The organism is Sphingopyxis sp. GW247-27LB (assembly GCF_002277025.1).
Taxonomy (GTDB): Bacteria; Pseudomonadota; Alphaproteobacteria; order Sphingomonadales; family Sphingomonadaceae; genus Sphingopyxis.
The window spans coordinates 611,645-637,364 of sequence record NZ_NIWD01000002.1 but is presented as its reverse complement, the minus strand read 5'-3'; the positions used below and the strand labels follow the sequence as shown (position 1 = coordinate 637,364).

General features: G+C 67.5%; 30 protein-coding genes. 25 read left to right on the top strand and 5 right to left on the bottom strand.

From position 1 onward, the window contains the following. The first annotated feature begins 18 nt into the window (after window positions 1–18). The 24 genes from CD928_RS03130 to CD928_RS03015 all read left to right on the top strand — a co-directional run bounded on the left by CD928_RS03130 (window position 19) and on the right by CD928_RS03015 (window position 17,785). Window positions 19–921 carry a Mu-like prophage major head subunit gpT family protein gene (locus CD928_RS03130; RefSeq protein ID WP_095384670.1) on the top strand — a complete coding sequence of 301 codons (903 nt, stop codon included), beginning with the start codon at window positions 19–21 and terminating at the stop codon, window positions 919–921. Next, a complete protein-coding gene (locus CD928_RS03125) occupies window positions 909–1,673 on the top strand; it encodes a hypothetical protein (protein WP_095384667.1) in 765 nt (254 codons plus the stop codon). The genes CD928_RS03130 and CD928_RS03125 overlap by 13 nt, the downstream gene beginning before the upstream one ends. A gap of 69 nt (window positions 1,674–1,742) precedes the next feature. Next, the gene (locus CD928_RS03120; protein ID WP_095384665.1) at window positions 1,743–2,168 is read left to right on the top strand and encodes a gp436 family protein; all 426 of its coding nucleotides are present in this window, start codon (window positions 1,743–1,745) and stop codon (window positions 2,166–2,168) included. Next, window positions 2,165–2,719 (top strand): phage virion morphogenesis protein, encoded by a 555-nt coding sequence (locus CD928_RS03115; protein ID WP_095384662.1) that lies wholly within the window; start codon window positions 2,165–2,167, stop codon window positions 2,717–2,719. The genes CD928_RS03120 and CD928_RS03115 overlap by 4 nt, the downstream gene beginning before the upstream one ends. Next, window positions 2,716–2,925 (top strand): hypothetical protein, encoded by a 210-nt coding sequence (locus CD928_RS03110; RefSeq protein WP_095384659.1) that lies wholly within the window; start codon window positions 2,716–2,718, stop codon window positions 2,923–2,925. The genes CD928_RS03115 and CD928_RS03110 overlap by 4 nt, the downstream gene beginning before the upstream one ends. Continuing rightward, window positions 2,922–3,581: a phage protein Gp37 gene (locus CD928_RS03105; protein ID WP_141237069.1), complete on the top strand. Its 660-nt coding sequence runs from the start codon at window positions 2,922–2,924 to the stop codon at window positions 3,579–3,581. The genes CD928_RS03110 and CD928_RS03105 overlap by 4 nt, the downstream gene beginning before the upstream one ends. A gap of 3 nt (window positions 3,582–3,584) precedes the next feature. Next, a complete protein-coding gene (locus tag CD928_RS03100) occupies window positions 3,585–5,048 on the top strand; it encodes a phage tail sheath subtilisin-like domain-containing protein (RefSeq protein WP_095384654.1) in 1,464 nt (487 codons plus the stop codon). A 72-nt stretch (window positions 5,049–5,120) separates the two neighbouring features. After that, on the top strand, window positions 5,121–5,486 hold the full coding sequence (locus CD928_RS03095) for a phage tail tube protein (protein WP_095384651.1): 366 nt from the start codon (window positions 5,121–5,123) through the stop codon (window positions 5,484–5,486). A 2-nt stretch (window positions 5,487–5,488) separates the two neighbouring features. Beyond that, window positions 5,489–5,809 (top strand): hypothetical protein, encoded by a 321-nt coding sequence (locus CD928_RS03090; protein ID WP_095384649.1) that lies wholly within the window; start codon window positions 5,489–5,491, stop codon window positions 5,807–5,809. Between the two features lie 131 nt (window positions 5,810–5,940). Next, complete coding sequence (locus CD928_RS03085) at window positions 5,941–7,437, top strand: tape measure protein (protein WP_095384646.1); 1,497 nt, start codon at window positions 5,941–5,943, stop codon at window positions 7,435–7,437. Next, window positions 7,437–8,717, top strand: a complete 1,281-nt coding sequence (locus CD928_RS03080; RefSeq protein ID WP_095384643.1) for a DNA circularization protein — start codon at window positions 7,437–7,439, stop codon at window positions 8,715–8,717. The genes CD928_RS03085 and CD928_RS03080 overlap by 1 nt, the downstream gene beginning before the upstream one ends. Next, the gene (locus CD928_RS03075; protein WP_095384640.1) at window positions 8,710–9,774 is read left to right on the top strand and encodes a phage baseplate assembly protein; all 1,065 of its coding nucleotides are present in this window, start codon (window positions 8,710–8,712) and stop codon (window positions 9,772–9,774) included. The genes CD928_RS03080 and CD928_RS03075 overlap by 8 nt, the downstream gene beginning before the upstream one ends. Beyond that, window positions 9,774–10,334: a phage baseplate assembly protein V gene (locus CD928_RS03070; protein ID WP_095384638.1), complete on the top strand. Its 561-nt coding sequence runs from the start codon at window positions 9,774–9,776 to the stop codon at window positions 10,332–10,334. Before CD928_RS03075 ends, CD928_RS03070 begins: the two co-directional genes overlap by 1 nt. A gap of 8 nt (window positions 10,335–10,342) precedes the next feature. After that, a complete protein-coding gene (locus CD928_RS03065; RefSeq protein WP_141237068.1) occupies window positions 10,343–10,654 on the top strand; it encodes a hypothetical protein in 312 nt (103 codons plus the stop codon). Beyond that, the gene (locus CD928_RS03060) at window positions 10,651–11,115 is read left to right on the top strand and encodes a phage GP46 family protein (protein ID WP_217983708.1); all 465 of its coding nucleotides are present in this window, start codon (window positions 10,651–10,653) and stop codon (window positions 11,113–11,115) included. Before CD928_RS03065 ends, CD928_RS03060 begins: the two co-directional genes overlap by 4 nt. Continuing rightward, window positions 11,105–12,157, top strand: coding sequence for a baseplate J/gp47 family protein (locus CD928_RS03055; protein WP_176473421.1), 1,053 nt, complete (start codon window positions 11,105–11,107; stop codon window positions 12,155–12,157). Before CD928_RS03060 ends, CD928_RS03055 begins: the two co-directional genes overlap by 11 nt. Further along, the gene (locus CD928_RS03050; protein ID WP_217983707.1) at window positions 12,148–12,837 is read left to right on the top strand and encodes a YmfQ family protein; all 690 of its coding nucleotides are present in this window, start codon (window positions 12,148–12,150) and stop codon (window positions 12,835–12,837) included. The genes CD928_RS03055 and CD928_RS03050 overlap by 10 nt, the downstream gene beginning before the upstream one ends. Before the next feature lie 10 nt (window positions 12,838–12,847). Next, a complete protein-coding gene (locus tag CD928_RS03045; protein WP_095384628.1) occupies window positions 12,848–13,516 on the top strand; it encodes a hypothetical protein in 669 nt (222 codons plus the stop codon). Window positions 13,517–13,529: 13 nt separating this feature from the next. Further along, window positions 13,530–14,030, top strand: a complete 501-nt coding sequence (locus CD928_RS03040) for a phage tail assembly chaperone (protein ID WP_095384625.1) — start codon at window positions 13,530–13,532, stop codon at window positions 14,028–14,030. Beyond that, the gene (locus CD928_RS03035; RefSeq protein ID WP_176473420.1) at window positions 14,027–14,587 is read left to right on the top strand and encodes a host-nuclease inhibitor Gam family protein; all 561 of its coding nucleotides are present in this window, start codon (window positions 14,027–14,029) and stop codon (window positions 14,585–14,587) included. The genes CD928_RS03040 and CD928_RS03035 overlap by 4 nt, the downstream gene beginning before the upstream one ends. Then, on the top strand, window positions 14,580–14,852 hold the full coding sequence (locus CD928_RS03030; RefSeq protein WP_141237067.1) for a hypothetical protein: 273 nt from the start codon (window positions 14,580–14,582) through the stop codon (window positions 14,850–14,852). Before CD928_RS03035 ends, CD928_RS03030 begins: the two co-directional genes overlap by 8 nt. 141 nt (window positions 14,853–14,993) lie before the next feature. Beyond that, window positions 14,994–15,809: a DNA adenine methylase gene (locus CD928_RS03025; RefSeq protein WP_255247023.1), complete on the top strand. Its 816-nt coding sequence runs from the start codon at window positions 14,994–14,996 to the stop codon at window positions 15,807–15,809. A 12-nt stretch (window positions 15,810–15,821) separates the two neighbouring features. Next, the gene (locus CD928_RS03020; RefSeq protein ID WP_095384616.1) at window positions 15,822–16,160 is read left to right on the top strand and encodes a hypothetical protein; all 339 of its coding nucleotides are present in this window, start codon (window positions 15,822–15,824) and stop codon (window positions 16,158–16,160) included. 236 nt (window positions 16,161–16,396) lie between these two features. Beyond that, window positions 16,397–17,785, top strand: coding sequence for a peptide MFS transporter (locus tag CD928_RS03015; protein WP_095384613.1), 1,389 nt, complete (start codon window positions 16,397–16,399; stop codon window positions 17,783–17,785). A 1-nt stretch (window position 17,786) separates the two neighbouring features. On the opposite strand, the gene CD928_RS03010 is transcribed toward CD928_RS03015, so the two are convergent. Then, window positions 17,787–18,158, bottom strand: a complete 372-nt coding sequence (locus tag CD928_RS03010; protein WP_095384610.1) for a tRNA-binding protein — start codon at window positions 18,156–18,158, stop codon at window positions 17,787–17,789. 127 nt (window positions 18,159–18,285) lie between these two features. Between CD928_RS03010 and CD928_RS03005 the strand changes: the two genes are divergently transcribed. Then, on the top strand, window positions 18,286–19,020 hold the full coding sequence (locus CD928_RS03005; RefSeq protein ID WP_217983706.1) for a tetratricopeptide repeat protein: 735 nt from the start codon (window positions 18,286–18,288) through the stop codon (window positions 19,018–19,020). Window positions 19,021–19,088: 68 nt separating this feature from the next. On the opposite strand, the gene CD928_RS03000 is transcribed toward CD928_RS03005, so the two are convergent. The 4 genes from CD928_RS03000 to scpA form a co-directional block, all read right to left on the bottom strand. After that, window positions 19,089–21,110, bottom strand: coding sequence for an acetyl/propionyl/methylcrotonyl-CoA carboxylase subunit alpha (locus CD928_RS03000; protein WP_095384604.1), 2,022 nt, complete (start codon window positions 21,108–21,110; stop codon window positions 19,089–19,091). Between the two features lie 124 nt (window positions 21,111–21,234). Continuing rightward, window positions 21,235–22,233, bottom strand: coding sequence for a biotin synthase BioB (gene bioB, locus CD928_RS02995; protein ID WP_095384601.1), 999 nt, complete (start codon window positions 22,231–22,233; stop codon window positions 21,235–21,237). Beyond that, entirely contained in the window at window positions 22,230–23,510 is a 1,281-nt protein-coding gene (locus CD928_RS02990; RefSeq protein WP_095384598.1) for an O-acetylhomoserine aminocarboxypropyltransferase, read from the bottom strand. The genes bioB and CD928_RS02990 overlap by 4 nt, the downstream gene beginning before the upstream one ends. Next, entirely contained in the window at window positions 23,507–25,654 is a 2,148-nt protein-coding gene (gene scpA / locus CD928_RS02985) for a methylmalonyl-CoA mutase (RefSeq protein ID WP_095385231.1), read from the bottom strand. The genes CD928_RS02990 and scpA overlap by 4 nt, the downstream gene beginning before the upstream one ends. Between the last annotated feature and the right edge of the window lie 66 nt (window positions 25,655–25,720).

Here is a 25,720-nt window from a genome sequence, read left to right as displayed (position 1 = left end):
AGGAAAGGATAGTTCACAGTGTCCAAGGTCAAAATTACCGCCGGTTTGCTTGCTGGTATCTTCACCGGCTATTCGGCCGCCTACAATAATGGTCTGGGGATGGCGCCGCCGAAGCGCCAGATCATTGCGACCAACGTTCCGTCGTCCTCTTCGAAGCAGGAGTATGGCTGGCTCGGCAAGTCGCGCGGTATGCGCGAATGGCTCGGCGACCGCGTCGTCAACCGCATCCAGGCGCACGGCTACAGCATCACCAATAAAAAGTGGGAGCAGACCGAAGCCGTCGACGTCGATACCATCGAAGACGATGAATATGGCGTGTTCACCCCCCTCTTCCAGGAAATGGGCCGGAGCACGGCGGCGCATCCCGAAGAACTCGTGTGGGGCCTGCTGAAGGACGGCTTCAACCAGCCCTGCTATGACGGGCAGAATTTCTTCGATACCGATCACCCCGTCCTCGACGCGAACGGAAATCCGCAGTCGGTTTCGAACTCGGGCGGCGGTGCCGGCGCGTTCTGGTGCATCTTCGACGACACGCGCGCGCTCAAGCCGATCATCTTCCAGGAGCGGCTCAAGCCGCAATTCACCCAGCTGAACAAACCGACCGATACGAACGTCTTCCTGCAGGACGAGTATCTCTACGGCGTGAAGGCTCGCTACAACGTCGGCTTCGGCTTCTGGCAGTATATTTTCGGGAGCCAGCAGGCGCTGGACAAGGCCAATCTGAAGGCTGCCTTCGCTGCGCTCGAAGGGATGAAGGGCGATTATGGTCGCCCGCTCGGTGTCACGCCGACCGTCCTTGCATGCGGCCCCTCGCTTCGCGAAGCGGCGCTCGAACTCCTCAATGCCGAACGCGATGCCGCGGGGGCCACCAACGTCTGGAAGGGCACGCTGCGTCTGGAGATCGTGCCGTGGCTGGCCTGATCCGCGTCACCGCGCTGGCGGCGTCGCGCCGCCGCGCCGGCTTCGCCTTCGGCAAGCAACCGCTGGTCTTCGGCCGCGAGAGCTTGCTCGAGGGGATCGACGGCCTGCGCCAGATCGCGGCGATCGTCGGCGACCCGGTGCTGCTGGTCGAGGTCAATGACGAGGACACGCCCGACCAGTTCCGGTCGGTCACCGATGCGGAGCGCGAGGCGCTGCGCGACATGGTGACGGCCTATGAGCTGCACGAAGATCGCGAAGGCGCCGAGCAGGCGGTGAGAGACCTCATCGCCGGCCTGGTCGCCGACAAGGAATTGCAGAGCCCGGAGGATGCCGAGGACGAAGATGACGGCGCCGCGGCGCCGGAGTCGGACGCCGGAGCGAAGGCGGATGGCGGCACGAGCGCGGCCCCCGCTGTTGAACCTCCTCCGGCATCGGACGCGTCCGCGGCGTCCGGTGAGCAGTCTCGCGCTGGGGCGGACGCATCGGGGGCGGCGCCTGCCGCCGATGCGGACGCAGGGAAACAACCGGGGGACGCCCAGCAGCCCCCGGTCGCGGATGGAACCGCGCGGCCCGCCGCCCCTGCGGGCGACGCCGCCAACCCGGCCGCAGCCGCTTCGGCGGCGCCGGCCGACACGCAACCGAAGAAGGGGAAGACGGTCCCGGCCAAGCCTGCGAAGGCGAAGTCCGTTGCCAAGCCGTCCGGCTCTTCGGGTCGCAAGCCCGCGGCGGCGCCGCCGCCCGCCAAGGGCTGAAGGGGGAAGGCCGGCGCGGCCCCACCCGCGCCGGCCCGAACCTCTCTCGCTTCCAGATGATGAGTTTCCATGTCGATCGTCTACGCCACCCTCGCCGATATGCAGGCCCGCTTCCGCCCCGAGCAGCTGATCCAGCTGTCCGATTGGGACGGCACCGGCGCGCTTGACCAGGCACGCATCGAGCAGGCGATCGCGACCGCCGGCACGAAGATCGACGGCTATGTCTCCGCCAAATATGGCGACCGCTCCGCGCTTCCCGTTCCGCCGCTGCTGACCGCGCTCGCCTGCGATATCGCCTTCTATGAGCTGCACCGCGCGACCGCGCCCGAAGGCGTCGAAAAGAAGCACAAGGCCGCGATCGACACGCTGCGCGATATCGCCGCCGGCAAGGTCAAGATCGACGAAGGCGACATCACCGCCGTCCCCGCGCGCCCCGGCGCGATCCATATCGCCGGCACCCGGCGCTTCTCTCGCGCCGATTTGAACAAGCTATGAGCGGCGCCAGCTTCACCTTCCATGTCGACGGCGCCGACGCGATCGAGCGCGAGATGGCGGCGCTCGCCGCCGCGGGCGAAGACCTGACCGAATTCAACCAGGCGTTCGGTCTGATCCTCGAATCCAATGTGCTCGATCGCTTCGACCGCGAGAGCGCACCCGACGGATCGGCGTGGAAGAAGAGCGCGCGGGCGAAGGCCGAGGGCGGCAAGACGCTGACCGACACCGCGCGGCTGAAGGGCTCGATCACCAGCGCCGGCGACGCGCGCGAGATCCGCGTCGGCACGAATGTCGTCTACGCGGCGATCCACCAGCTCGGCTTTTCGGGCGCGCAGAAGGTCAGCACCCACAAGCGCCGGATCAGCGAAGCCTTCGGCCGCCGGCTGAAGGCGCCGGTCGAGGTCATCGTCCCCGGCTTCACGCGTCAGATGGAGATGCCGGCGCGCGCCTACCTCGGCATCGGGCCCGAGGATCGCGACGACGGCGCGGATCTGTTCCGCGAATTCTTCGCCGGTCGCGCGCCCGGCCTGTTCGCGGGGGGCTCGGCATGATCGGTCTCGCGCTCGTCCTGGTCGTCTGGCTGGGGGTCGCCAACACGCTGGTCCGGCTGAAGCCGGTGCGTGCGCGCCCCGACGCCTGGCCGCTCGTCCTGCTCTGGCCGCTCGCCGTCGCGGGCATCGTCGGCATCCTCGTCTACGAGTTCTTCTATCGTCTCGGCCGATCGGCGTGGCGGCGCGTGAAGGCGGTGCGGCGATGATCGCGCAGATCGAGCTCGCGATGATCGCGGCGCTGAAGGCCGCGGGCGACGCGGGCGTCCTCGGCTATAAATGGCTGACGCTCGACACCTATCCCGACGAATGGGACGCGTATCTGAAGGAAAAGACCAATTGGCGCGCGCCCGCCGCCTGGTCGATTTTCGCCGGCGCGCGCGATGTCCAGATGACCGGCTCGTCGATCCTGATCGAGGGCGCGCAGTTCGGCCTGGTCGTCGCGGCCGAGAATCTGCGCAACGAAACCGCGACCCGCCACGGCGGACCCGCCGGCGGGGCGATCGCCGAGCCCGGCAGCTACCAGCTCGCGCTCGACGCCTTCGGCATCCTCGCCGGCAATTCGCTCGGCCTCGGCATTCGCGCGCTGCAGCCGCGATCGATGCACCTCGTCCGGCCGTTCGACGCGCTGAAGGAACGGCCCGTGTCGATGATGGCGCTGACCTTCGAGACCGCGTTCGAAGTGACCGCGATCCCCGGCGCCGACGAGATCGGCGATTTCGCGACGCTGCATCTCGATTGGGACATCCCGCCCTTCGGCCGCGTCGACGGCGACCTCGGCGCGCCGGGCGTCCAGCTTCCGGCGCCGGCCGACGGGCCGGGCAGCGCCGACGCCTCCGACCATCTGACCCTTCCGCAGGAGTAGAGCATGATCAGTTTCAACCAGATCGCGGCGAACCTTCGCGTTCCCGGCGCCTATGTCGAGTTCGACAGCAGCCGCGCCGGCGGCGGGCTGCCCGCGCTGACCAATCGCGTCCTCATCATCGGGCAGATGCTCGCCGCCGGCACTGCCGACGCGCTCGTCCCGACGCGCCTGTTCGCCGAGGCCGAGGCCGACGCCGCTTTCGGCAAGGCCTCGATCCTCGCGCGCTGCTATCGCGCCTTCCGCGTCGGTGACGCGTCGAGCGAGTGCTGGGCGATCGCGCTCGACGATCTCGGCGCCGGCACTGCGGCAACCGGCACGATCACGGTCACCGGCCCCGCGACCGCGGCGGGCACGATCGCGCTGATGATCGCCGGCCAGGCGGTGCCGGTCGCGGTCGCGAACGCCGCCGCCGCCAACACCGTCGCCGCCGCGATCGCCGCCGCGATCAACGGGATGGCGACGCTGCCGGTCACCGCCGCGGCCGAGGCCGCCGTCGTCACGCTCACCGCGCGGCACAAGGGCACGGCGGGCAACGATATCGACGTGCGCCACAGCTTCTTCCAGGGCGAGGCGCTGCCCGGCGGCATCGGCCTGGCGATCGTCGCGATGGCGCTCGGCGCCGGCGATCCCGACTATGACGCGGTCTGGGACGCGATCGCCGACGGCGGCTATCGCACCATCATCCTCGCGCATAACTCGGCGGCGGTGCTGACCTCGGTCGAAGACGAGCTCGAGCGGCGCTGGGGTCCCGACGAAATGCTCGAATCCTTTTGCTGGACCGCGCATCGCGGCGACCTCGCCGCGCTCACCGCCTTCGGCGAAACGCGCAACTGCCCGCTCGTCTCGAACATCGGCACCGGCCTGTCGCCGACGCCACCCTGGGAATGGGCTGGCAATTACGGCGCGATCGGCGGCTATTACAGCGCCACCGACCCCGCGCGGCCGCTGCAGACGCTCCGGCTCGACGCGGTGCGCCCGCCGGCCGAGAACGCGCGCTTCGCCCGCGCGGCTCGCGAGGCGCTGCTCGGCGCCGGCATCGCGACCTTCCGTGTCGACGCCGGCGGCAATGTGCTGATCGAGCGCACGGTGACCAGCTATCGCGAGAATGCGTTCGGCGAGCCCGACACCGCCTATCTCGACAGCGAGACGCCGCTGACCCTGTCCTACCTGCGCGTCTCGTGGCGCGGGCGCGTCCTGGCGAAGTTTCCCAGGCACAAGCTGGCGAACGACGACACGCGCTTTTCGACGGGGCAGGCGATCGTCACGCCCAACGTGCTGCGCGCCGAGGCGGTCGCCTGGTTCCTCGAGCTCGAGGAGGCCGGGCTGGTCGAGGATGTCGAGCAGTTCAAGGCCGACCTGATCGTCGAGCGCAATGCGGCCGATCCCAACCGCGTCGACATGCTGTTGCCGCCCAACCTCGTCAACCAGCTGCGCGTCATCGCCGCCCAGGTCCAGTTCCGCAGCTGACGTCATCGCCGCCGAGACGGGTCTGAGAGCCCTCTCGGCGGTCCCTGAAGACCCGAACGTGAGGAGTATCATATGGCCAATCCCAATCAGGTCGTCGGGCAGGCGACGATCAAGGTCGACGGCGACACGCTGGAGACCAAGGCGGGCGCGACGCTCGAGCTCGGCGGCCCCGTCCGCACCGCGCAGCGCGGCGACTATCAGGCCGGCGCCTTCAGCGAGGAAACCGTGGAATCGAAGCTGACCTGCACGCTGCTCGTCAAGCGCAACACCCGGATCACCAACTTGCGCGAGATCGACAACGCCACCGTCACCTTCAATGCCGACACCGGGCAGGTCTTCATCATGCGCCAGGCCTATTGCGCCGACAACATCAGCCTCGCCGCCGCCGGCGAAGGCGCGTCGGTCGTCTTCCAGGGCCCGCCGGCGCAGGAGCTGTGACGATGGACAAGCGCTACACGCTCCTGCGGCCGATCGGCCCGAAGGACGGCGACAAGGTGACCGAGGTTGCGATCGTCGAACCGACCGGCGCCGACCTCGAGGTCCTCGACGAGTTCCTGATCGTCAACGCCGCCGGCGAAACCGTCATGACGAAGCCGATGGCCTACACGCTGACCATGATCGATCGCCTCGTTCGTTACCCGAACGGCGATCCGATGTTTCCCGGCTTCTCGCGCATGTTGAAGGCATCCGACGTCGACAAGCTGGGGGAGCTTGTGATGGCCATGTTGCCCGATGGCCAGAAGACTGGCGGGACTGCCTAGGGCACCTGGCCGACCATTTCGGATGGGGGCCTAGCGAGCTGATGCGGCTCACCTGGCCTCAGATCGAAAAATGGGTCGAACAGGCGGATTGGACGGCCGCGCGGCGTCGCGGCGAGCAAGTGGAGCGATAGGTGGCGCTGAAGTTCGCCATGATCCTGCAGGCGGTGGATCGGCTTTCCGGTCCCGCCAAGCGCGCGAACGCCGGCGCCCGGACGCTCGTGAAGGGCGCGCTCGAAATCGCGCGCAGGGCACCCGGCGCGGCGCGCGCGATGGACATGATGTCGCGCGCGGCCGAGCGCATCCCCTCGCGCCTCCGCAACGCGACCGTCCGCGTCCGCCAGCTTGCCGGTCATTATGGCATGAAGGCGCTCGAGAAATCTGCCTATGGCGCGGGCGTCGCGATCGGATGGACGATCCGCAAGGTCGGCACCCTGATATTGCGCACCGGGCAGCTCGCGGCCGCGACCGCCGCGCTGGGCGCCGGTGCCGCGATCGGCGGCATAATATCCGTCACGTCGAAGTTCGAACAATTTCAGATCATGCTCGAGGGGATCGAGGGGTCGTCGGAAAAGGCCAAGGCATCGATGGCCTGGGTGCGCAATTTCGCGAAGACGACGCCCTATGAGCTCGACCAGGTCATGGAGGCCTTCGTCCAGCTGAAGGCCTATGGCATCGATCCGATCGGCGGGGCGCTCGCCGCTGCCGGCGATGCCGCTGCCGGCATGTCGAAGCCGCTGATGCAGGCGATCGAAGCGCTCGCCGATGCGCAGACCGGCGAGTTCGAACGGCTGAAGGAATTTGGCATCCGGGCGCGGGTCGAGGGCAATCGCGTCGCCTTCACCTACATGAAGAACGGCAGGGAAATCCGTCGCGAGGTCGCGGCCAACGCGACGGCGATGCGAGATGCCATCACCGGCATCTGGTCGGATCGTTTCGGCGGGATGATGGAGCGGCAGAGCAAGACCTTCTCCGGCATGATCTCTAACCTGAAGGACGGGTGGACCGATTTCCTCCTTCGCGTCGGCCAGGCGGGAATCTTCGACAAGGTGAAGGCCAGGGTCCAGAGCGTGCTCGACTGGCTCAACAAGCGCCTCGACGATGGCTCGATCGACAAATGGGCGCAGAATGTCTCCGATCGGCTGGAAAAGATCGTCGACTGGGCGAGCCAGCTCACCGAAAAGGACTGGGCGACCTTCGGCAGCGATCTCTGGAATATCGCCAAGGCCGCATGGTCGATCGCAAAGGCGCTCGCGTCGGCGGTCGATTGGGCGCTGCGGCTCGTCAATACGCAGGAAAAGATCAAGAATAACGGCGCGACGACCGTGGTTGATGGCGGCCCGCTCTTTCGCATTCGCCGCGCCAACGACGCGCCGCCGCCGCCTCGGCCGCCCAAAGCGCCGCCGATGTCGATCCGCTCCTCGCCCCGCGCGACGCCGATCAATCTGCGCGGCACCACGGTCAACCCGCGCGCGTCGACCGCCGCGCCGCAGAAGGTCGCGGTGGGCGGCAGCATGACGGTCGAAATCAAGCCGCCGCCGGGCTGGTCGGCGAAGCCCACCCGCATGAGCAGCGCCAACGACGCGGTGCCGCTCGTCTATCGCGGCGGGTCGATGGTGCGGGGCGGCTGATGGCGATCGTCCCCCAGCAATCGCCCGTCCCGTCGACCTCGCCCGCGGCGCCGGCATGGCGCCAGCGCTATGTCCAGGGCAGCTTCCGCGGAGCGCCCTTCGTGACCCAGCAGCGCGAGCGCGTCGGCGGGCGCCGCATCGCGCTGTTCGAGCTGCCGTTCCGCGACACGCCGGTCGGCGAGGATCTCGGGCGCCGCGCGCGCGAGGCGACGATCGACTGTTTCGTCCACGGCGCCGATTACATGGACCGGCGCGACGCGCTGATCGACGCGATCGAGGCGTTCGGCCCCGGCACGCTGGTCGATCCGTGGACCGGCGAGCAGCTGCAGGTCTTCGTCGACGACTATCGCCTGGTCGAAAGCACCGACGAGGGCGGCATCGCCCGCTTCACCATATTGTTCCGCGAGAGCGGCGCCGAAGCCAAACTCGGCGCGAGCAGCGACACGGCCGCGCTCGCCTCGTCCACCGCGGCGTCGGTGAGCGCGGCGCTGCCCGGCGATTTCGCCGACCGCTTCTCGGTCGACAAGGCGGCGAGCTTCGTCGAGGACGCGGCGTCGGGCCTGGTCGACGCCTTCGCGCTGACGGCCGAGCTCAGCGCCGCGACCTCGGGCGGGCTCGGCCAGGCGCTCCGCAGCTTCGAAAGCGGGCTGCGGCTGCTCCCCGGCGGCACCGCAAGCCTGCTCCGCGCGCCGCTGTCGCTCGGCCAGACGATCGTCGGCCTCGTTTCCGCCGTGTCGGCGCTGTCGTCGCAGCCGCGCGCCCGGCTGCGCACCCTCGAGCCGCTCGCGCGCTTCGGCGCCGATCTCGACGCGGTGCCGCGCACGACGCCGGCGCGCACCCGGCAGGCCGACAACCAGGACGCGATCGTCCATATCGTCCGCGCCGCCGCCGGGGCCGAGCTTGTCGCCGCCGCCGCGACGATCCGCTGGACCAACCAGGCCGACGCGGCCGAGGCGCGCGACCGGCTCACCGCGATCTTCGACGGCCATGCGCTCGAGTCGGCCGACGCCGGCGAGGACGCGCGCGCCGAGATCTTCGACACGCTGCGCACCGCGCTCGCGCGCGACATCGGCGCGCGCAGCGCCGGGCTCGCCCGCGGCTATCGCTACACGCCGCGCGCCACCGAACCGGCGCTCGCGATCGCGCAGCGCCTGCACGGCTTCGGCCGCACGATGGAGGCGTCGGCCGACGCGATCGTCGCGATGAACAAGGTCCGTCATCCGGGCTTCGTCCCCGGCGGCGTCGCGCTCGACATCATGGCGGGGGCTGCCAATGGCTGACGCCGCTCCCCCGCGCGCCTCGCTTCAGCTCGACGGCCAGCGCTACGAGGGCTGGGACTCGCTGCGCATCACGCGCTCGATCGAGAGCCTGACGGGCAGCTTCGTCCTGACGATCGCCGCGCGCGATTTCACCGGCGCGCCGCGCTGGCCGCTGCGCACGGGCGCCGCCTGCGTCGTCGAGATCGACGGCGAGACGGTCATCACCGGCTATGTCGGGCGCATCGCGCCGCAGTTCGACGCGACCGGCTATTCGATCGAGCTCAGCGGCCGCGATCGCGCCGGCGACCTGGTCGACTGCTCGGCTATCGCGAAGCCCGGCAGCTGGACCGGCCGCCGCATCGAGGCGATCGCGGCCGAGCTCGCCAAGCCGTTCGGCATCGAGGTCGTCGCGAAGGCCGACACCGGCGCGGCGGTCAAGCGCTTCGCGCTGCAGCAGGGCGAGAGCGTCGACGCCGCGATCCAGCGGCTCGCGCGCTATCGCGGACTGCTCGCGGTGTCGAACGCCGCGGGACAGGTCGAGCTGATCCGCCCCGGCCGCGGCCCGGTCGTCGCCCAGCTGGTCGAGGGCCAGAATATGCTGGGCGGCGGCGCCTCCCACAGCGCCGACGATCGCTTCAGCGATTATATCGTCAAGGGTCAGTCGTCGGGCGACGACCTGGTCAACGGCAAAGCGGCGGCGGCGAGCAAGGGCGAGGCGCGCGATCCCGCGGTCGGGCGCTATCGCCCGCTGCTGATCATCGGCGAGGATCAGTCGACCCCCGCCAATCTGCGCGACCGCGCCGCCTGGGAAGCCTCGTCGCGCGCCGGCCGATCGCAGAATGCCACGATCCCGGTCATGGGCTGGCGGATGCCGTCGGGCGAGCTGTGGCGTCCCGACGTCCGCGTCGGCGTGAAATCGCCCTTCCTGCTGATCGACGCGACGATGCTGGTCTCCGAGGTCGCGCTGGTAAAGGACGGGCGCGGCACGGTGACCGAGCTGACGGTCGCGCCGGTTGAGGCGTTCAGTTTGCTCCCCGTTTCGGAAAGCGCGGACGCCTCCGCGATCGGGGGTCTGTGATGGACGCGATGCGCCGCGCCCTCGATCCGCTCCACGGCCGCATCAACATGATGATCGGCCGCGCCGTCGTCTCGGGCTCCGACGACGAGGCGAAGGCGCAGGCGCTGCAGGTCGAGCTGCTCTCCGACGAGGTGCAGGACGGCGTCGAGCGGTTTCAGGGCTATGGCTTCACCAGCCGGCCGCATCCCGGCGCCGAGGCGCTCGTCGTCTGCGTCGGCGGCACCCGCAGCCACGGCGTCGTCGTCCAGGTCGAGGACCGCCGCTATCGCCTGAAGGGGATGGAGGAAGGCGAGGTCGCGATCTTCGACGATCTCGGCCAGGTCGTTCACCTGAAGCGCGACGGCATCCTGATCGAAAGCACCCTGAAGGTGACGATCGATGCGCCCGACGTGATCGTCACCGCCGATAGCGTCGAGGTGACCGCCGACACGGTGACGGTCGAGAGCGGCGACCTCCGCCTCGGCGGCGCCGGCGGCCAGCCGGTCGCGCGCGTCGGCGACGACGTCGACCTCGGCACCGGCAAGATCATCAGCGGCAGCGGACAGGTGACGGCGGAATGAGCGGAAAATTGCCTAACAGGGAGCAGCGCAGGGCAGGCCGGACGCGCACCAAGCGCGCGCGGAGCGTCGGCACCTATCGCTGGAAGGTCTCGCCCGGCGACAAGTTCGACGAGCTCGCGAAGATGATCGGCGCGGCGAGCGCCCATGTCTTCGACGGGTCGCCAACCGAGATCATCGGCAGTGCCGAGAAGGGCAGCGGCCGCATCCGCGGACTCAAGGCGACCTATGGCGCCTGCCAGACCGTCACCGTGCGAATCCGCAAGGATGGCAGCTACAGCGTGTCCTTCGGTCTGCGCCTCGTCACGAAGGTGAGCCAGTGACCGACATCGCCATCCTCTGGTCGAACGACAGCTTCAGCGGCGATATCGCCGTCGTCGACGGGCGCCTGGTCACCGACGACGGGCTGCGCACCGCGATCGAAATCTCGCTCTTCACCGACGCGCGGGCGCGCGAGGACGATCCGCTGCCCGACAACGGCGCCGATCCGCGCGGCTGGTGGGGCAACGCCTTCCGGCCCAGCGAGGACGCGCCCGAGGAGCTCGGCTCGCGCCTGTGGCTGCTCGAACGCGAGAAGCTGACGGCCGCCAATGTCGAGCGCGGCCGCACCTATGCCGCCGACGCGCTCGCCTGGCTGAAGCGCGCCGGCATCGTTTCCGATCTGGTTGTTATCGCGGTCGCGCTTGGCCGCACGACGCTAGCGCTCGGCGTCGAGGTCGAACGGCCCGAGGGACCGTCGCGCGACCGCTTCGATTTTGTGTGGGAGGCCAGCCTTGCCGTTTAACCGTCCGACGCTTTCGGGCCTGATCGAGCGCATCCGCGCCGACCTCGACAGCCGCCTGCCCGGCGCCGATGCCCGCTTGCCGGCGAGCGTCCTCGACGTGCTCGCGCGCTCCTATGCCGGCACCGCGTCGAACCTCTATGGCTATGTCGACTGGCTCGCGCGCCAGATCCTGCCCGACACCGCCGAGGCCGAGCTGCTCGGCCGCCACGCCGCGATCTGGGGTCTCACCCGCAAGGCCGCGATCGGCGCGACCGGCAGCGTCGCGCTGACCGGCGTCGAGGGAACGCCCGTCCCGGCGGGGACCGCGCTGATCCGCGACGACGAGGTCGAATATCGCACGACGGCGGCGGTCGCGATCGGCGCCGGCGCGACGAGCGTCGCGGTCGAGGAGGTCGCGGGCGGCCCGGCGGGCGACACGGCGACGGGAACGGTGCTGCGCTTCGTCGCGCCGATCGCCGGCGTCAACGCCGCCGCGACCGTCGAGGCGCCCGGCATCGCCGGCGGCGCGGCCGAGGAGGATGACGAGGCGCTGCGCGCGCGGCTGCTCACTCGCATCCGCACCCCGCCGAAGGGCGGCGCGGTGGGCGATTATGAGCAGTGGACGCTGGAATTCCCCGAAGTCACCCGCGCATGGGTTTTCCCGCTCTGGATGGGTGCCGGCACCGTCGGGGTGACCTTCGTCCTCGACAACCGGCCCGACATCCTGCCGCTTCCCGCCGATATCGAAGCGGTCGACGCGTGGCTCGCGCCGCTCCGCCCGGTGACTGCCGACGTCGTCGTCTTCGCGCCCGAGGCGTTTCCGATCGACCTGCGCATCAAGCTCGTCCCCGACACCGCCGACGTCCGCGCCGCCGTCGTCGCCGAGCTCGACGACTTCTTCGCGCGCGACGCGCAGCCGGGCGGCACCATCTATCTGTCGCGGCTGCGCGAGGCGATCTCGATCGCCGCCGGCGAGACGTGGCACGACCTGCAGCTGCCCGAGCTCAATGTCGAGGTCGCCCCCGGATCGCTGCCCATGCTCGGCGAGGTCGAATGGGTATGACCGAAGCGCCGTCGACCAGCCAGATCGCGCCGCACAGCGCCGCCGCCTACGCGACCCAGCTCGCGGCGATGCTACCGCGCGGCCGCGCCTGGCCGCGCGAGGACGGTTCGACGCTGATGCAGCTGATGCGCGCCAAGGCCGAGGAGCTGGCGCGCGTCGACGGCCGCGTCGCGGACCTGTTCGAGGAGGTCGACCCGCGATCCGCGCTCGAGCTGCTCGCCGATTGGGAGCGCGTCGCCGGGCTTCCCGACAGCTGCATCGCCGCGCCCGATTCGATCGCCGAGCGCCAGGCGGCGGTGCATTCGCGGCTGACCGGCCTCGGCGGGCAGAGTCGCGCCTATTTCATCGGCCTCGCGGCGACGCTGGGCTTCGCGATCACGATCGACGAGTTCCGGCCCTTCCGTGTCGGGCAGAGCCGTGTCGGAGACTGTCTTTACGATGAAGCCTGGGCGCATGCGTGGCGCGTCAACGTTCAGTCGCCGGCGGTCGACGACGGACAGGGCCTGACGCTGCGATATTTCCGCGTCGGGCAGAGCCGCGTCGGCGAGCGCCTGGTCGGCTTCGGCTCGCTCGACCTCGAGTGCATCATCCGCCGCGCCGCCCCGGCGCACAGCATCGTCATCTTCGCATACGACATCGCGCCTGACCCGATGGTCTGGTTCGACTTCACCGCACTATAGGAGGTTTTCCATGCATCGGATCGACGGCCCCGGCCACGTCCTCAATCACTTTTCCAGCGGCAATCCGGCGATCGGCCAGCAGGCGACGATGGTCACGGCCGAATGGAGCGACGACGTGCAGGAGAATCTCTGCCGTCTGATCGAAGAAGCAGGCATAGCGCTCGTCAAAGGTGACGGGATGCAGCTCTATGCTGCAGTCCTCGCGATCGCCGCGGGCGCCGCCGGCGCCGGGGGCGGCGCGGTGCCCACGACGCGCCAGGTCAACACCGCGGGTCTCGCCACCGGCGGCGGCGATCTCGCCGCCGATCGCACCATCACCGTGCCGAAGGCGAGCGCGGCCGACGTCGCCACCGGCACCGACGACACGAAGGCGGTGACCGCGCTCGCGCTGCAGGGCGGCATCGGCGGGGCGCTGCTCGCGGGCACCGGCTACAAGACGATCCTCGGGCTCGTCTTCGTGTGGGGCACCTATACGGTCAGCGCCAACAGCTCGGTCAACATCACCTTCCCGACGACCTTCCCGACGATGTGCACCCACTGTGACGTGACCGGCGGCCGCCTCGACTACGGCGCCCAGGACAACAACCCGTTCGTCAGCGGCAAGTCGGCGAGCGGCGCCACCGTCTTCAACGCGGGCGATACCGGCACGTCGGGCACCTATTTCGCCATCGGTTTCTAAAGGAGCGCGCGACATGGACCAATATTTCAGCCCCTCGACCGGCGGCTTCTACAACGAGACGATCCACGGCCCGCGCCAGATCGCCGAGCCGCTCAGCGAAAAGCAGATCAAGGCGGGCCGCACCCCGCGCTACGTCGCGAACTCTGAAACCAAGATCCCGCTCGATGCGGTCGCGGTTAGCCAGGCCGAGTGGGCGCGGCTGATGGAGGCGCAGGAAAAGGGACAGCAGATCGTCGTCGAGGCCGGCCGCGCCAAGGCGGTCGATCCCGATCCGCTCGCCCCGGCCGATCAGCTCGCGATCATCCGCACCCGCCGCAACCGCCTCCTCGCCGCGACCGACGTCATGCTCGCCGTGCCCGATTATCCGATCTCGGCCGAGCAGCGCGAGGAGCTCATCGCCTGGCGCGCCGCGCTGCGCGATCTCACCGCGACGATCGACCAGGCCGCGCCGCTCGACAGCGTCGAATGGCCGGCGCGGCCGAGCTGGCTGGGCGAGCGGGGCGAATTGCTGTGAGCCGCCGCAAGCAAGCCGCGCTGCCGGTCCCGGCTACCGACGAGGAGGCGATCGCGCTGCTCGCCAAATATGGCGAGGTCGAGCGCCTCCTCCGCGCCGACGCCGATCTGGCCGATCATTATATCGCCAAGATCAAGGCCGAGCACGACACGGCCGTCGCCGAGCACGCCCCCGCGCAGCGCGAGCGTTTCGCCGCGCTCAAGGCATGGTGGGAAGCCGGCGGCGCCCAGCGTCTCGCCGGCAAGAAACGATCGGCCGACCTCGCCGGCGCCAAGATCGGCATTCGTCTCGGCAATAAGTCGGTGCGCATCGCGAAGGGCAAGAAGCTCGACGACATCATCGCTTGGATTTCGTCGCTCCGCTGGTCGGGCAAGTCCCTGTTCCTGCGGCGCGGCAAGGTGACCCTCGACAAGGAAGCGATCATCACCGCCTGGCCGAAGGACGAGAGCGTCCGACGGACCTTCGAACGCGCCGGCGTCACCGTCGCCCAGGACGATGAATTCTTCATCGACGTCGGCCCGGCCGAGACCGCGAAGGAGGCCCGCTCTGATGGCTGAAATCGCTAGTCGGTTGCAGGGCTGGGCCGCGAAGGCGCGCGTGCGGGGTCGGGACAAAATCGAGCTCGACGTTTCAACGGTCGACGCGATCGTCGAGGCGCTTGGCGATGCAGCTAACCTGTCGGCTCAGAATGAACGCCTGGTCTCGACGATCGAGATTCACCACCGCAACTTTGATGAACTGCACGAACGCGCCGCGGCCGAAACGGGGACGTTCGCCGCATGGGTCGCCGGCATGACGCACTCCGATCCCACCAAACGTTAGAATCGCTCTTCCCCGAAAGGGGGAGGCAACGGGCGTTGGAGCGCCCGTCACCGCAGGGACTGGACCCCGCACCTCGCGATGCCGCGGCATCGCTCCGTTCCCCCACCGGCTGGCCGGCGGGGCTGCGAATAGGTAGCGAACGTGAAGAATGAATTGACGCATCTGGAGCCTGTCGCTCCGACCCTGCCCGTCGCGCCGTATGTAGGCGGAAAGCGCGCGCTAGCTCGAACCTTGGTGGAGCGCATCGATGCGATACCCCATTCGGTCTATGCCGAGCCCTTTGTCGGCATGGGGGGCATCTTCTTTCGTCGGGCGAAACGACCAAAAAAGGAGGTCATCAACGATATCTCTACCGACGTCGTGAACCTCTTTCGCCTTTTGCAGCGCCATTACCAACAACTGCTCGACGTCCTGAAATGGCAGATATGTAGTCGAGCGGAGTTTGATCGATTGGTGGCGCTGGATGCAGGCCTACTGACCGATCTCGAACGGGCGGTGCGCTTTCTCTATCTTCAGCGGGCAAGTTTTGGTGCGGTCGGCAGGCGCTATGGCGTGACGACAACTCAATCAGCCAGGTTTGATCTTACCAAGCTCGTTCCGATGCTGGAGGATGTGCATGAGCGACTCTGCGGGGTCGATATTGAACGACTGCCATATGAGGAATTGATTGGCCGCTATGACACACGCGGCACCCTCTTTTACCTCGACCCGCCTTATTTCGGCACCGAAGATTATTATGGCAAAGGCATATTTTCGCGGGTCGATTTCACCCGTCTGAGAGACCTCTTAGAGGCGATTGAGGGGCGCTTCATCCTGTCGATCAACGACCGCCCCGAGATCCGCGAGCTATTCGCCAGCAGCGAGATTGAGGAGATCAGTCTCAATTATCGGGTGAGCGGCAAGGTGACACCGGCGCGCGAGCTGATCATCACTGGCGGCAAGGGCGCGGTGTCGTGATAGTCTCGCGCCATGATCGAGTCGCCCGCCTTCGACGAAGAGATGCTTCTGCCGGCCGAGCGCGAGGCCGATCGCTTCCTGCGATCGATGCCGGAAGGCTGCACCCTCGAAACGACGACCCGGCTCACCGAAGCAGGGTGGGAGGCTACGGCTTGCCTCGAGCATGCCGACGACTCGCCGAAGCCCTGCTATGTCGGTCAGGGATCGACCGAGACGGCTGCCCTCATTCAAGCGCTGGACTATGCCCGGCGCTATTGGGCCGACCGTCAGGGAACGAGCGCCATCTATGCGAACGATGAGGCCTTCGCCCTCTTCCTCTCGGGCTCGGCGCGCGCTACGGGCTCGTCATGAACGGCGGTGCTAGTGCTCCAGAACCTCTTGTCCGAGACTCCAGATGCTTTCGGCGCGCTACAGGCGGCTACCCACCCCCAGCCCCTCCCTAGAAGGGAGGGGAGAGGTATGGCCGCAATCGGTCGAAAGCAAGCATCCCCCCTTCCCGGACCCCGCCGTTCGTCGATTGCCACTGGAAAGTTGCATTTGAAACATTAGCGTCCCCGCACCAGAAAATGGCCGGGGGAGGACCAAGCATGACCGCAGCCGAAGCGACGCCCGAAATCGATATCGATACCGTCGAACGCGCCGACCGCGCCTTTCTCGGCCATCCCAAGGGGCTCGGCTATCTCGCCTTCGTCGAGGGGTGCGAGCGTTTTTCCTATTATTCGATGCAGACCCTGCTCGTGCTCTACATGGTCAATTATCTGCTGCTGCCCCAGCATGCGGGCGGGGTGATCGGGCTCGACTGGGTCAAGAATTTCTACGGCCTCGACGGCCAGCCGCTCGCCTCGCGCATCTTCGGCGATTACACCGCGTTCGTCTATCTGACCCCGATCCTCGGCGGGCTGATCGCCGACCGCTGGCTCGGGCGCCGCGCGACGCTGATCGCAGGTGGGCTCGTCATGGCGCTCGGCCATTTCCTGATGGCGTTCGAGGGCAGCTTCCTTTTCGCGCTGCTCGCGCTGATCGTCGGCGTCGGGCTGTTCAAGGGCAATATCGCGAGCCAGGTCGGCGAGCTCTACAAGCCCGACGATATCCGCCGCGCGATGGCGTTCCAGCTCTTCTATATCGCGATCAACGTCAGCGTGATCATCGCGCCGTTGATCTCCAGCACGCTCGGCGAGAAGGTGAGCTGGCACTGGGGTTTCGGCACCGCCGGGATCGTGATGGTGATCGGCCTCATCCTCTACATCATGGCGGGACCGTGGCTGCCCAAGGATAACCGGCCGTCGAAGGCGGCGGCCGATGCAAAGCCGAGCGCACCGCTCAGCCGGCAGGACTGGCTTCGTGTCGCCGCGGTGATACTGCTCGTTCCCGCGATGGCGATCTCGCTCCTCACCAACCAGCAGATTTTCAACGCCTATCTCGTCTGGGCCGACCAGCATTTCCAGCTCAGCTTCTTCGGGACAACGATTCCGACGGGCTGGATGATCTCGATCGACGCGGCGATGAGCTTTTCGATGCTCGTCGCGGTCACTGCCTTCTACGCCTGGTACGGACGCAAATGGCGCGAGCCCGACGAGCTCGGCAAGATGATCATCGGAAGCGTTTTTTCGATCGTCGGCGGGCTCTGTCTCGTCATGGCGGCGGCAACGCAGGGCGACGGCAAGATCGGTCTGTTCTGGCCGCTGATGTTCCATCTCTTCAACAGCATCGGCTTCTCGCATACCCTGCCGGTCAGCCTCGCCCTGTTCAGCCGCCTCGCACCCGCGCGGCTCAACGCGACGATCATCGGTATCTATTATCTCGCCTTCTTCGCGGCGAACTACATCGTCGGCACGGTCGGCGGCTGGTATTCGTCGATGCCGACGACGAGCTTCTGGCTGTTCCATGTCGGCACCGCCGTCGTCGGCCTCGTGGCCTTCCTGCTGTTCAAGCTGTTCCTCGCGAAGCGGCTGATGGGGGCCGGCGCGCCCGGCTGAGTCAGAACAGCCGCGATCCGTTCGGCACCGCGCGGTCGGGCGCGAACAGGATCACCGCGCCCGCTTCATCGGCGAACCCCAGCGTCAGCACCTCCGACATATATTTTCCGATCTGGCGCGGTGGGAAATTGACGACGGCGGCGACCTGACGCCCCGGCAGATCGTCGATCGCATAGTGGTCGACGATCTGCGCGCTGCTTTTCCTCACTCCGATCGCCGGGCCGAAATCGATCTTCAGCTTGAACGCGGGCTTGCGCGCCTCGGGGAAAGGCTCGGCCTCGACGATCGTGCCGATGCGGATATCGACGCGAAGGAAGTCGTCGAAGGCGATGGCGTCTGCGGCCGGGTTCGCGGGGTCGTGGGCGACGTGCACATTTGCTCCTTTCAACTGGGGGAGAGCAGCTCGTCCACAGGCTGGAAATTCTTGCCACCTTCCCGCCGCTCATCTAGCCTGACAAGGCGTTCGGGGGGAGCGATATAAGATGAGCCGCTATCATTGTTTGTCCGGCGTCGTCGCCGCGCTCCTTCTGTCAACGCCCGCGACGTCGCAGACCGCGGCCGCTCCGACCGCGACGGCGAAAGCCGACTATGAGAGGGCCCTAGCCGCCGCCAGCAAAGGCGACAGGGCGAACGCCATCTTGCTTTTCGATCATGCCTGCACGGGCAATGTGATGGAAGCCTGCAACCTGCTGGGCGAAGCCTATTCCTCCGGCACCGCGGTACCGAAGGACGAAGCGCGGGCAGTGACTTTTCTGGCGAAATCCTGTCAGGCAAAAAACGGCCCGGGCTGCTGGCTGCTTGGTCAGGCCTATTACGAGGGCCGAGGCACCGCAAAGGACGTCGTCCGTGGCATCCATACCATCGGCGATGCGTGCGATTTCGGGAGTGGGCCGGCTTGCGTCACGATTGGCGGTTTTTTCGCGACCGGCCGTCATCTGCCCAAGGATCCCGTGAAGGCCGCGGCCTATTACAAGAATGCCTGCGACGCCGGCAATGCCTTGGGCTGCCAAAATCTGGCGGCGGCCTATTACAATGGCGACGGTGTGCCCAAGGATCCGAAGCGCTTCGTTAGCATCCATTCTGCGAGTTGCGATCGGGGCAACGCGGAGAGCTGCGAGGACGCGGGCATGGCCTATCAGAATGGCACGGGCATCCCCCAAGACCCGCGACGCGCTCTCGAATATTTCAAGCGCGCCTGCGACGGTGGAAGGCAAACGCGCTGCCCCCCGCGATAGCCCGATGATTCAGGCCGGGCCGCCCACCTTCCCCCGGGGAGAGGCGCGGATCGAACGCGATTCGGCGCCTACTCCATTTCCAAAATCACCGCGTCGACCGCCAGGCTGTCGCCCTGCGCGGCGTTGACCGTCTTCACCGTCCCCGATTTTTCGGCGCGGAGGATGTTTTCCATCTTCATGGCTTCGACCGTCGCAAGCGGCTGCCCCGCCTCGACCGCATCGCCCTCGCCCACGTGCAGCGCGACGAGCAGGCCGGGCATCGGGCAGATGAGGAATTTCGAGAGATCGGGCGGGATCTTCTCGATCATGTGCGCGGTCAGCGGCGCGACGTGCCACGGCAGGACGCGCACGTCGTGGATGCGCCCGCGCGCCGTCATGCGCCATCCCGTGCGCGTTTTGGCGACTTTTACGGCCAGTTCGCTGTCGTCGATCTCCGCGACGACGAGCTTGTCGCCCGGCGTATATTCGAGCGCGATGTCGACCTTCTCGCCGTCGACCTTGATATGCTTGTGCCCGAGCTTCACCTTGTGGCTCGCACCGCCGATCGTCACCTGCCATTTGGCGGGCGGGTCGAGCCGGTCGCCGAGCTGGCCGTCGGTGCGCCGCGCGCGGTCGGCCTCGGCGCTCGCCATGAAGCCCGCGATGGCCGCCAGCGCGCGCGTCACCGCCTCGTCGGCCGGCGCGCCGTGGAAGCCCTCGGGATATTCCTCGGCGATGAAGCCCGTCGTCAGCTCGCCCGAGCGGAAGCGCGGATGCTGCATGATCGCCGAGACGAAATCGATATTATGGCCGAGCCCCTCGAGCTCGAAGCGGTCGAGCGCCGCGACCTGCAGGTCCGCCGCCTCGTCGCGCGTCTTGCCCCAGGTGATCAGCTTGGCGATCATCGGGTCGTAGAAGATCGACACCTCGCCGCCGTCATAGACGCCGTCGTCGACGCGCACGCCATCGACCCCGCGCCGTCCGTTCTCCGCGCCGTCGTCGGTCCAGCCCGGCACCGGCGGCTTGTAGCGCGTCAGCCGCCCGGTCGAGGGCAGGAAGCCGCGATAGGGGTCCTCGGCATAGACGCGGTTCTCGATCGACCAGCCGTCGATCTTGACGTCGTCCTGCGTCAATTCGAGCTTCTCGCCCGCCGCGACGCGGATCATCTGCTCGACCAGATCGATGCCGGTGATCGCCTCGGTCACCGGATGCTCGACCTGAAGCCGCGTGTTCATTTCGAGGAAATAGAAGCTCTCGCCCGTCGGGTCGGCGCCGCTGACGATCAGTTCGACCGTGCCCGCGCTGTAATAGCCGACCGCCTTCGACAGCGCGACGCACTGTTCGCCCATCGCTTTCCGCATCTTTTCGGTGACGAAAGGCGACGGCGCTTCCTCGACCACCTTCTGGTGGCGGCGCTGGATCGAGCATTCGCGTTCGTTGAGGTAGAGCGTGTTGCCGTGCTGGTCGCCGAGAATCTGGATCTCGATATGGCGCGGGTTGAGGATGAATTTCTCGATGAACACGCGGTCGTCGCCGAAGCTGTTCAGCCCCTCGCGCTTGACGCTCTCGAAGCCTTCGCGGACGTCCTTCTCGTCATAAGCGAGGCGCATCCCCTTGCCGCCGCCGCCGGCGCTGGCCTTCATCATCACCGGATAGCCGATCTCGTTCGAAATCTCGACGGCATGCTCGGTGTCGCGGATCTCGCCGACGAAGCCGGGGACGACGTTGACGCCCGCTTCCTTGGCGAGCTTCTTCGACTCGATCTTGTCGCCCATCGCGGCGATCGCGTTCACCGGCGGGCCGATGAAGGCGATGTTTTCCTTGGCCAGCGCCTCGGCGAAGCTGGTGCGCTCCGACAGAAAGCCATAGCCCGGATGCACCGCCTCGGCGCCCGTTTGCTTGCACGCTTCGATGATCCTGTCGGCGATCAGATAGGATTCGGACGCGGGCGACGGGCCGATGTGCACCGCCTCGTCGGCCATCCGCACGAACGGCGCGCGCGCGTCGGCGTCCGAATAGACGGCGACGGTCGCAATGCCCATGCGGCGCGCGGTCTTGATGACGCGGCAAGCGATTTCGCCGCGGTTGGCGATCAGGATTTTCTTGAACACTCTTTACTCCCCTCCCGCTTGCGGGAGGGGCCGGGGGAGGGCCTGTCCCGTTTGCGAAATTCGATATGGTTTCAGAGGGAACAGGCCCTCCCCTAACCCCTCCCGCAAGCGGGAGGGGAAACTTTCACTCCGCCGCCTCCATCCGCATCGGCTCTTCGCTCACCATCGGCCGCAGCCCCAGCTTCGCGAACAGCGCCGCGTCGGCACTGTCGCCGCGGTTGCCGGTGGTGAGCAGCTTGTCGCCGGTGAAGATGCTGTTCGCGCCCGCCATAAAGCAGAGCGCCTGCGTCGCCTCGGACATGCTCTCGCGCCCCGCCGACAGGCGGACCATCGATTTCGGCATGGTGATGCGGGCGACCGCGACGGTGCGGACGAATTCGATGTCGTCGATCTCCGCAAGGGACGTGTCCGCCAGCATGTCGCCGAGCACCGTGCCCTTGATCGGGATCAGCGCGTTGACCGGCACGCTTTCGGGATGGCGTTCGAGCGTCGCGAGCGCGTGGATGAAGCCGACGCGGTCGGACCGCGTCTCGCCCATGCCGACGATGCCGCCCGAGCAGACGTTGATTCCCGCCGCGCGCACTTCCTCCAGCGTGTCGAGCCGGTCCTGGAAGGTGCGCGTCGAGATGATATTCTCGTAATTCTCCGGGCTCGTGTCGATATTATGATTATAATAGTCGAGCCCCGCGACCGCGAGCGTCTGCGCCTGCTCCTTGGTGAGCATCCCCAGCGTCATGCAGGTTTCCATGCCCATCTGCCGCACGCCCTCGATCATCTCGACGATCGCGGGCATGTCGCGGTCCTTGGGGTTGCGCCATGCCGCGCCCATGCAGAAGCGCTGCGAGCCCGCATCCTTCGCCTCGGCCGCGGCCTGCAGCACCGCGCGCACGTCCATCAGCTTGGTCGCCTTGAGCCCCGTGTCGGCATGCGCCGACTGCGAGCAATAGCCGCAATCCTCGGCGCAGCCGCCGGTCTTGATGCTGAGCAAGGTGCAAAGCTGCACCTCGCCGCGCGCGTGATGGCGGCGGTGGACGCCCTGCGCCTCCCACATCAGCTCGTCGAACGGCAGGTCGAACAGCTCGGCGATTTCCTCGCGGGTCCAGTCGTTGCGGGTCTCGGTCATGCGATGGCCTCCAATGCCTGCGCCAGGTCGGCGATGATGTCGTCGATATGCTCGATCCCCACCGACACGCGCACCACGTCGGGGCCCGCGCCGGTTTCGACGAGCTCGGCCTCAGACAATTGGCTGTGCGTGGTCGAGGCGGGATGGATGATGAGCGAGCGCGTGTCGCCGAGATTGGCGAGATGGCTGAACATCTTGACCGACGACACCAGCGCGACGCCGGCGTCATAGCCGCCCTTGAGCCCGAAGGTGAACACCGCCCCGCCCTTGCCGCCGAGATAGCGTTTCGCGAGCGGATGATAGGGATCGTCCTCCAGTCCGGCATAGGACACCCAATCAATCTTCGGATGCGCGCGCAGCCACTTGGCGAGCGCCAGCGCGTTGCTGCAATGCCGCTCCATCCGCAGCGCCAGCGTTTCCATGCCGGTGAGCGCCAGGAAGGCGTTCATCGGCGCGAGCGCCGGCCCCAGGTCGCGCAGCCCCAGCGTCCGCGCGGCGAGGATGAAGGCGAGCGGCCCGAAGGCCTCGGTGAACTTGATCCCGTGATAGGAGGCGTTGGGCTCGCTGAGCGTCGGATATTTGCCGCCCTTCGCCCAGTCGAACGACCCCGCATCGACGATCACGCCGCCGATCGCATTGCCATGGCCGTTGAGGAATTTGGTCGTCGAATGGACGACGATGTCGGCGCCATGCTCGATCGGGCGGCACAGCATCGGGGTCGCCATCGTGTTGTCGACGATCAGCGGCACCCCGGCATCGTGCGCGACCTTCGCGATCGCCTCGATATCCTGCACGACGCCGCCGGGGTTGGCGAGGCTTTCGATGAAGACCGCGCGCGTCCGCTCGTTGATCGCCGCGGCGACGTTGCCGGCATCGTCGGCGTCGACGAAATGCGTCGTCCACGCCATCTTGCGAAAGCTCTGGCCGAGCTGATTCTGCGACCCGCCATAGAGCTTGCGCGCCGCGACGATCTCGCAGCCCGGCTCCATCAGCGTGTGGAACGCCAGGAATTGCGCGGCGTGGCCCGATGCCACCGCGAGCGCCGCCTGCCCGCCTTCGAGCGCCGCGATCTTGCCCTCGAGCGCGCCGTTGGTCGGGTTCATGATCCGGGTGTAGATGTTCCCGAACTCTTCCAGATTGAACAGGCGCGAGGCATGCTCGACGCTGTCGAAGACATAGGAGGAGGTCTGATAGATCGGCGTGATCCGCGCCTTGGTCGTCGGGTCGGGCGCGGTCCCGGCGTGGACGGTCAGCGTTTCGGGTTTGTGTCCGGTCATGCGGCATCCTCCAGCGGCGGCATATTGTGGCCGAGCAGGCGCAGCACGTCGGCGGCGCATTCGACCACGTTGGAGCCGGGGCCATAGATGCCCTGCACCCCGGCGTCGCGCAGATAATCATAGTCCTGCGGCGGAATGACGCCGCCCGCGATGACCTTGATGTCGCCGCGCCCGGCTTCCTTCAGCCCCTTGATCAGTTCGGGGATCAGCGTCTTGTGCCCGGCGGCGAGGCTCGACGCGCCGACCGCGTCGACGCCGCTGTCGAGCGCGAGCACCACCGTCTCCTCCGGCGTCTGGAACAAGGGTCCCGACACCACGTCGAAGCCCATGTCGCTGAATGCCGAGGCGATGACGTTGGCGCCGCGGTCGTGGCCGTCCTGCCCCATCTTGGCGATCAGCAGCTTCGGCGCGCGGCCCAGCCGGCGCTCGACCGCCTTCACCCCGTCGACGACCTGCGCCCAGCGGCTGTCGTCCTGATAGGGCGCGGCATAGACGCCCTTCACCGGGGTCGGCACCGTCGCATAGCGGTCGAAGGCTTCCTCCATCGCCGAGGAAATCTCGCCGAGCGTCGCGCGCGCGCGCGCCGCCTCGACCGCATGCGCGAGCAGATTGGCTTCGATCGATTGCGGCGACGCGGCGGCCTTGCGCAGCGCGTCGAGCGCCGCGCGGCACGCCGCCTCGTCGCGGCTCGCTTTGATCCGATTGATCCGCGCGATCTGGCCTTCGCGCACCTTCGCGTTATCGACCTCGAGCGTTTCGAGCAGGTCCTCGTCCTTCAGACGGTATTTGTTGACCCCGACGATCACGTCGTCGCCGCGGTCGACCCGCGCCTGCCGCGCCGCGGCGGCCTCCTCGATCATCGCCTTGGGCCAGCCCGCCGCGACCGCCTTCGCCATGCCGCCCTCGGCCTCGACGCGGTCGATGATCGCCTGCGCCGCGTCGACCAGTTCCTGCGTCAGCGCCTCGACATAATAGCTGCCGCCCAGCGGATCGACGACATTGGTCATGCCGGTCTCTTCCTGGATGATGATCTGGGTGTTGCGCGCGATGCGCGCCGAGAAGTCGGTCGGCAGCGCGATTGCCTCGTCGAGCGCGTTGGTGTGAAGGCTCTGCGTCCCGCCGAGCATCGCCGCCATCGCTTCGATCGTCGTCCGGACGACATTGTTGTATGGGTCCTGCTCGGTCAGCGACACGCCGCTGGTCTGGCAATGGGTGCGCAGCATCTTCGAGCGTTCGGACTGCGCGCCGAGCTTCGTCATCGCACGGTGCCAAAGAACGCGCGCCGCGCGCAGCTTCGCCGCCTCCATGAAGAAATTCATGCCGATCGCGAAAAAGAAGGACAGCCGCCCGGCGAACTTGTCGATGTCGAGGCCCGAGGCGACGCCATATTTCACATATTCGATGCCGTCGGCGATGGTGAAGGCCAGCTCCTGCACCTGCGTCGCCCCCGCCTCCTGCATATGATAGCCGGAGATCGAGATGCTGTTGAACTTCGGCATCTCGCGCGACGTGTAGCCGAAGATGTCGCTGATGATCCGCATCGAGGGCTCGGGCGGGTAGATGTATGTGTTGCGGACCATGAACTCCTTCAAAATGTCGTTCTGGATGGTCCCGTCGAGCAGCGACCGCGCCACCCCCTGCTCCTCGCCCGCGACGATGAAGAAGGCGAGGATCGGAATCACCGCGCCGTTCATCGTCATGCTGACCGACATCTGGTCGAGCGGAATGCCGTCGAACAATATCTTCATGTCCTCGACGCTGTCGATCGCCACGCCCGCCTTGCCGACGTCGCCGACGACGCGCGGGTGGTCGCTGTCGTAGCCGCGGTGGGTCGCGAGGTCGAAGGCGACGCTGAGGCCCTTCTGCCCCGCGGCGAGGTTGCGGCGATAGAAGGCGTTCGATTCCTCGGCGGTCGAGAAGCCCGCATATTGCCGGATCGTCCACGGGCGTCCGGTGTACATCGACGCGCGCACGCCGCGGGTGAAGGGCGCGAAGCCGGGGAGGCCGGGGTCGACCGCCACGTCCTCGGCGGTGTAGAGCGGCTTGACCGCGATCCCCTCGGGCGTGTGCCAGGTCAGATCCTTGCCCTTCACCTCCTTGTCGGCGGCGGCGGACCATTGGTCGAGGGTGGGTTTGTCGGTCATATACAATCCTTACTCCCCTCTCCCCTTGCGGGAGAGGGTTGCGAAAACTTGGCAGCTTGCTGCCTA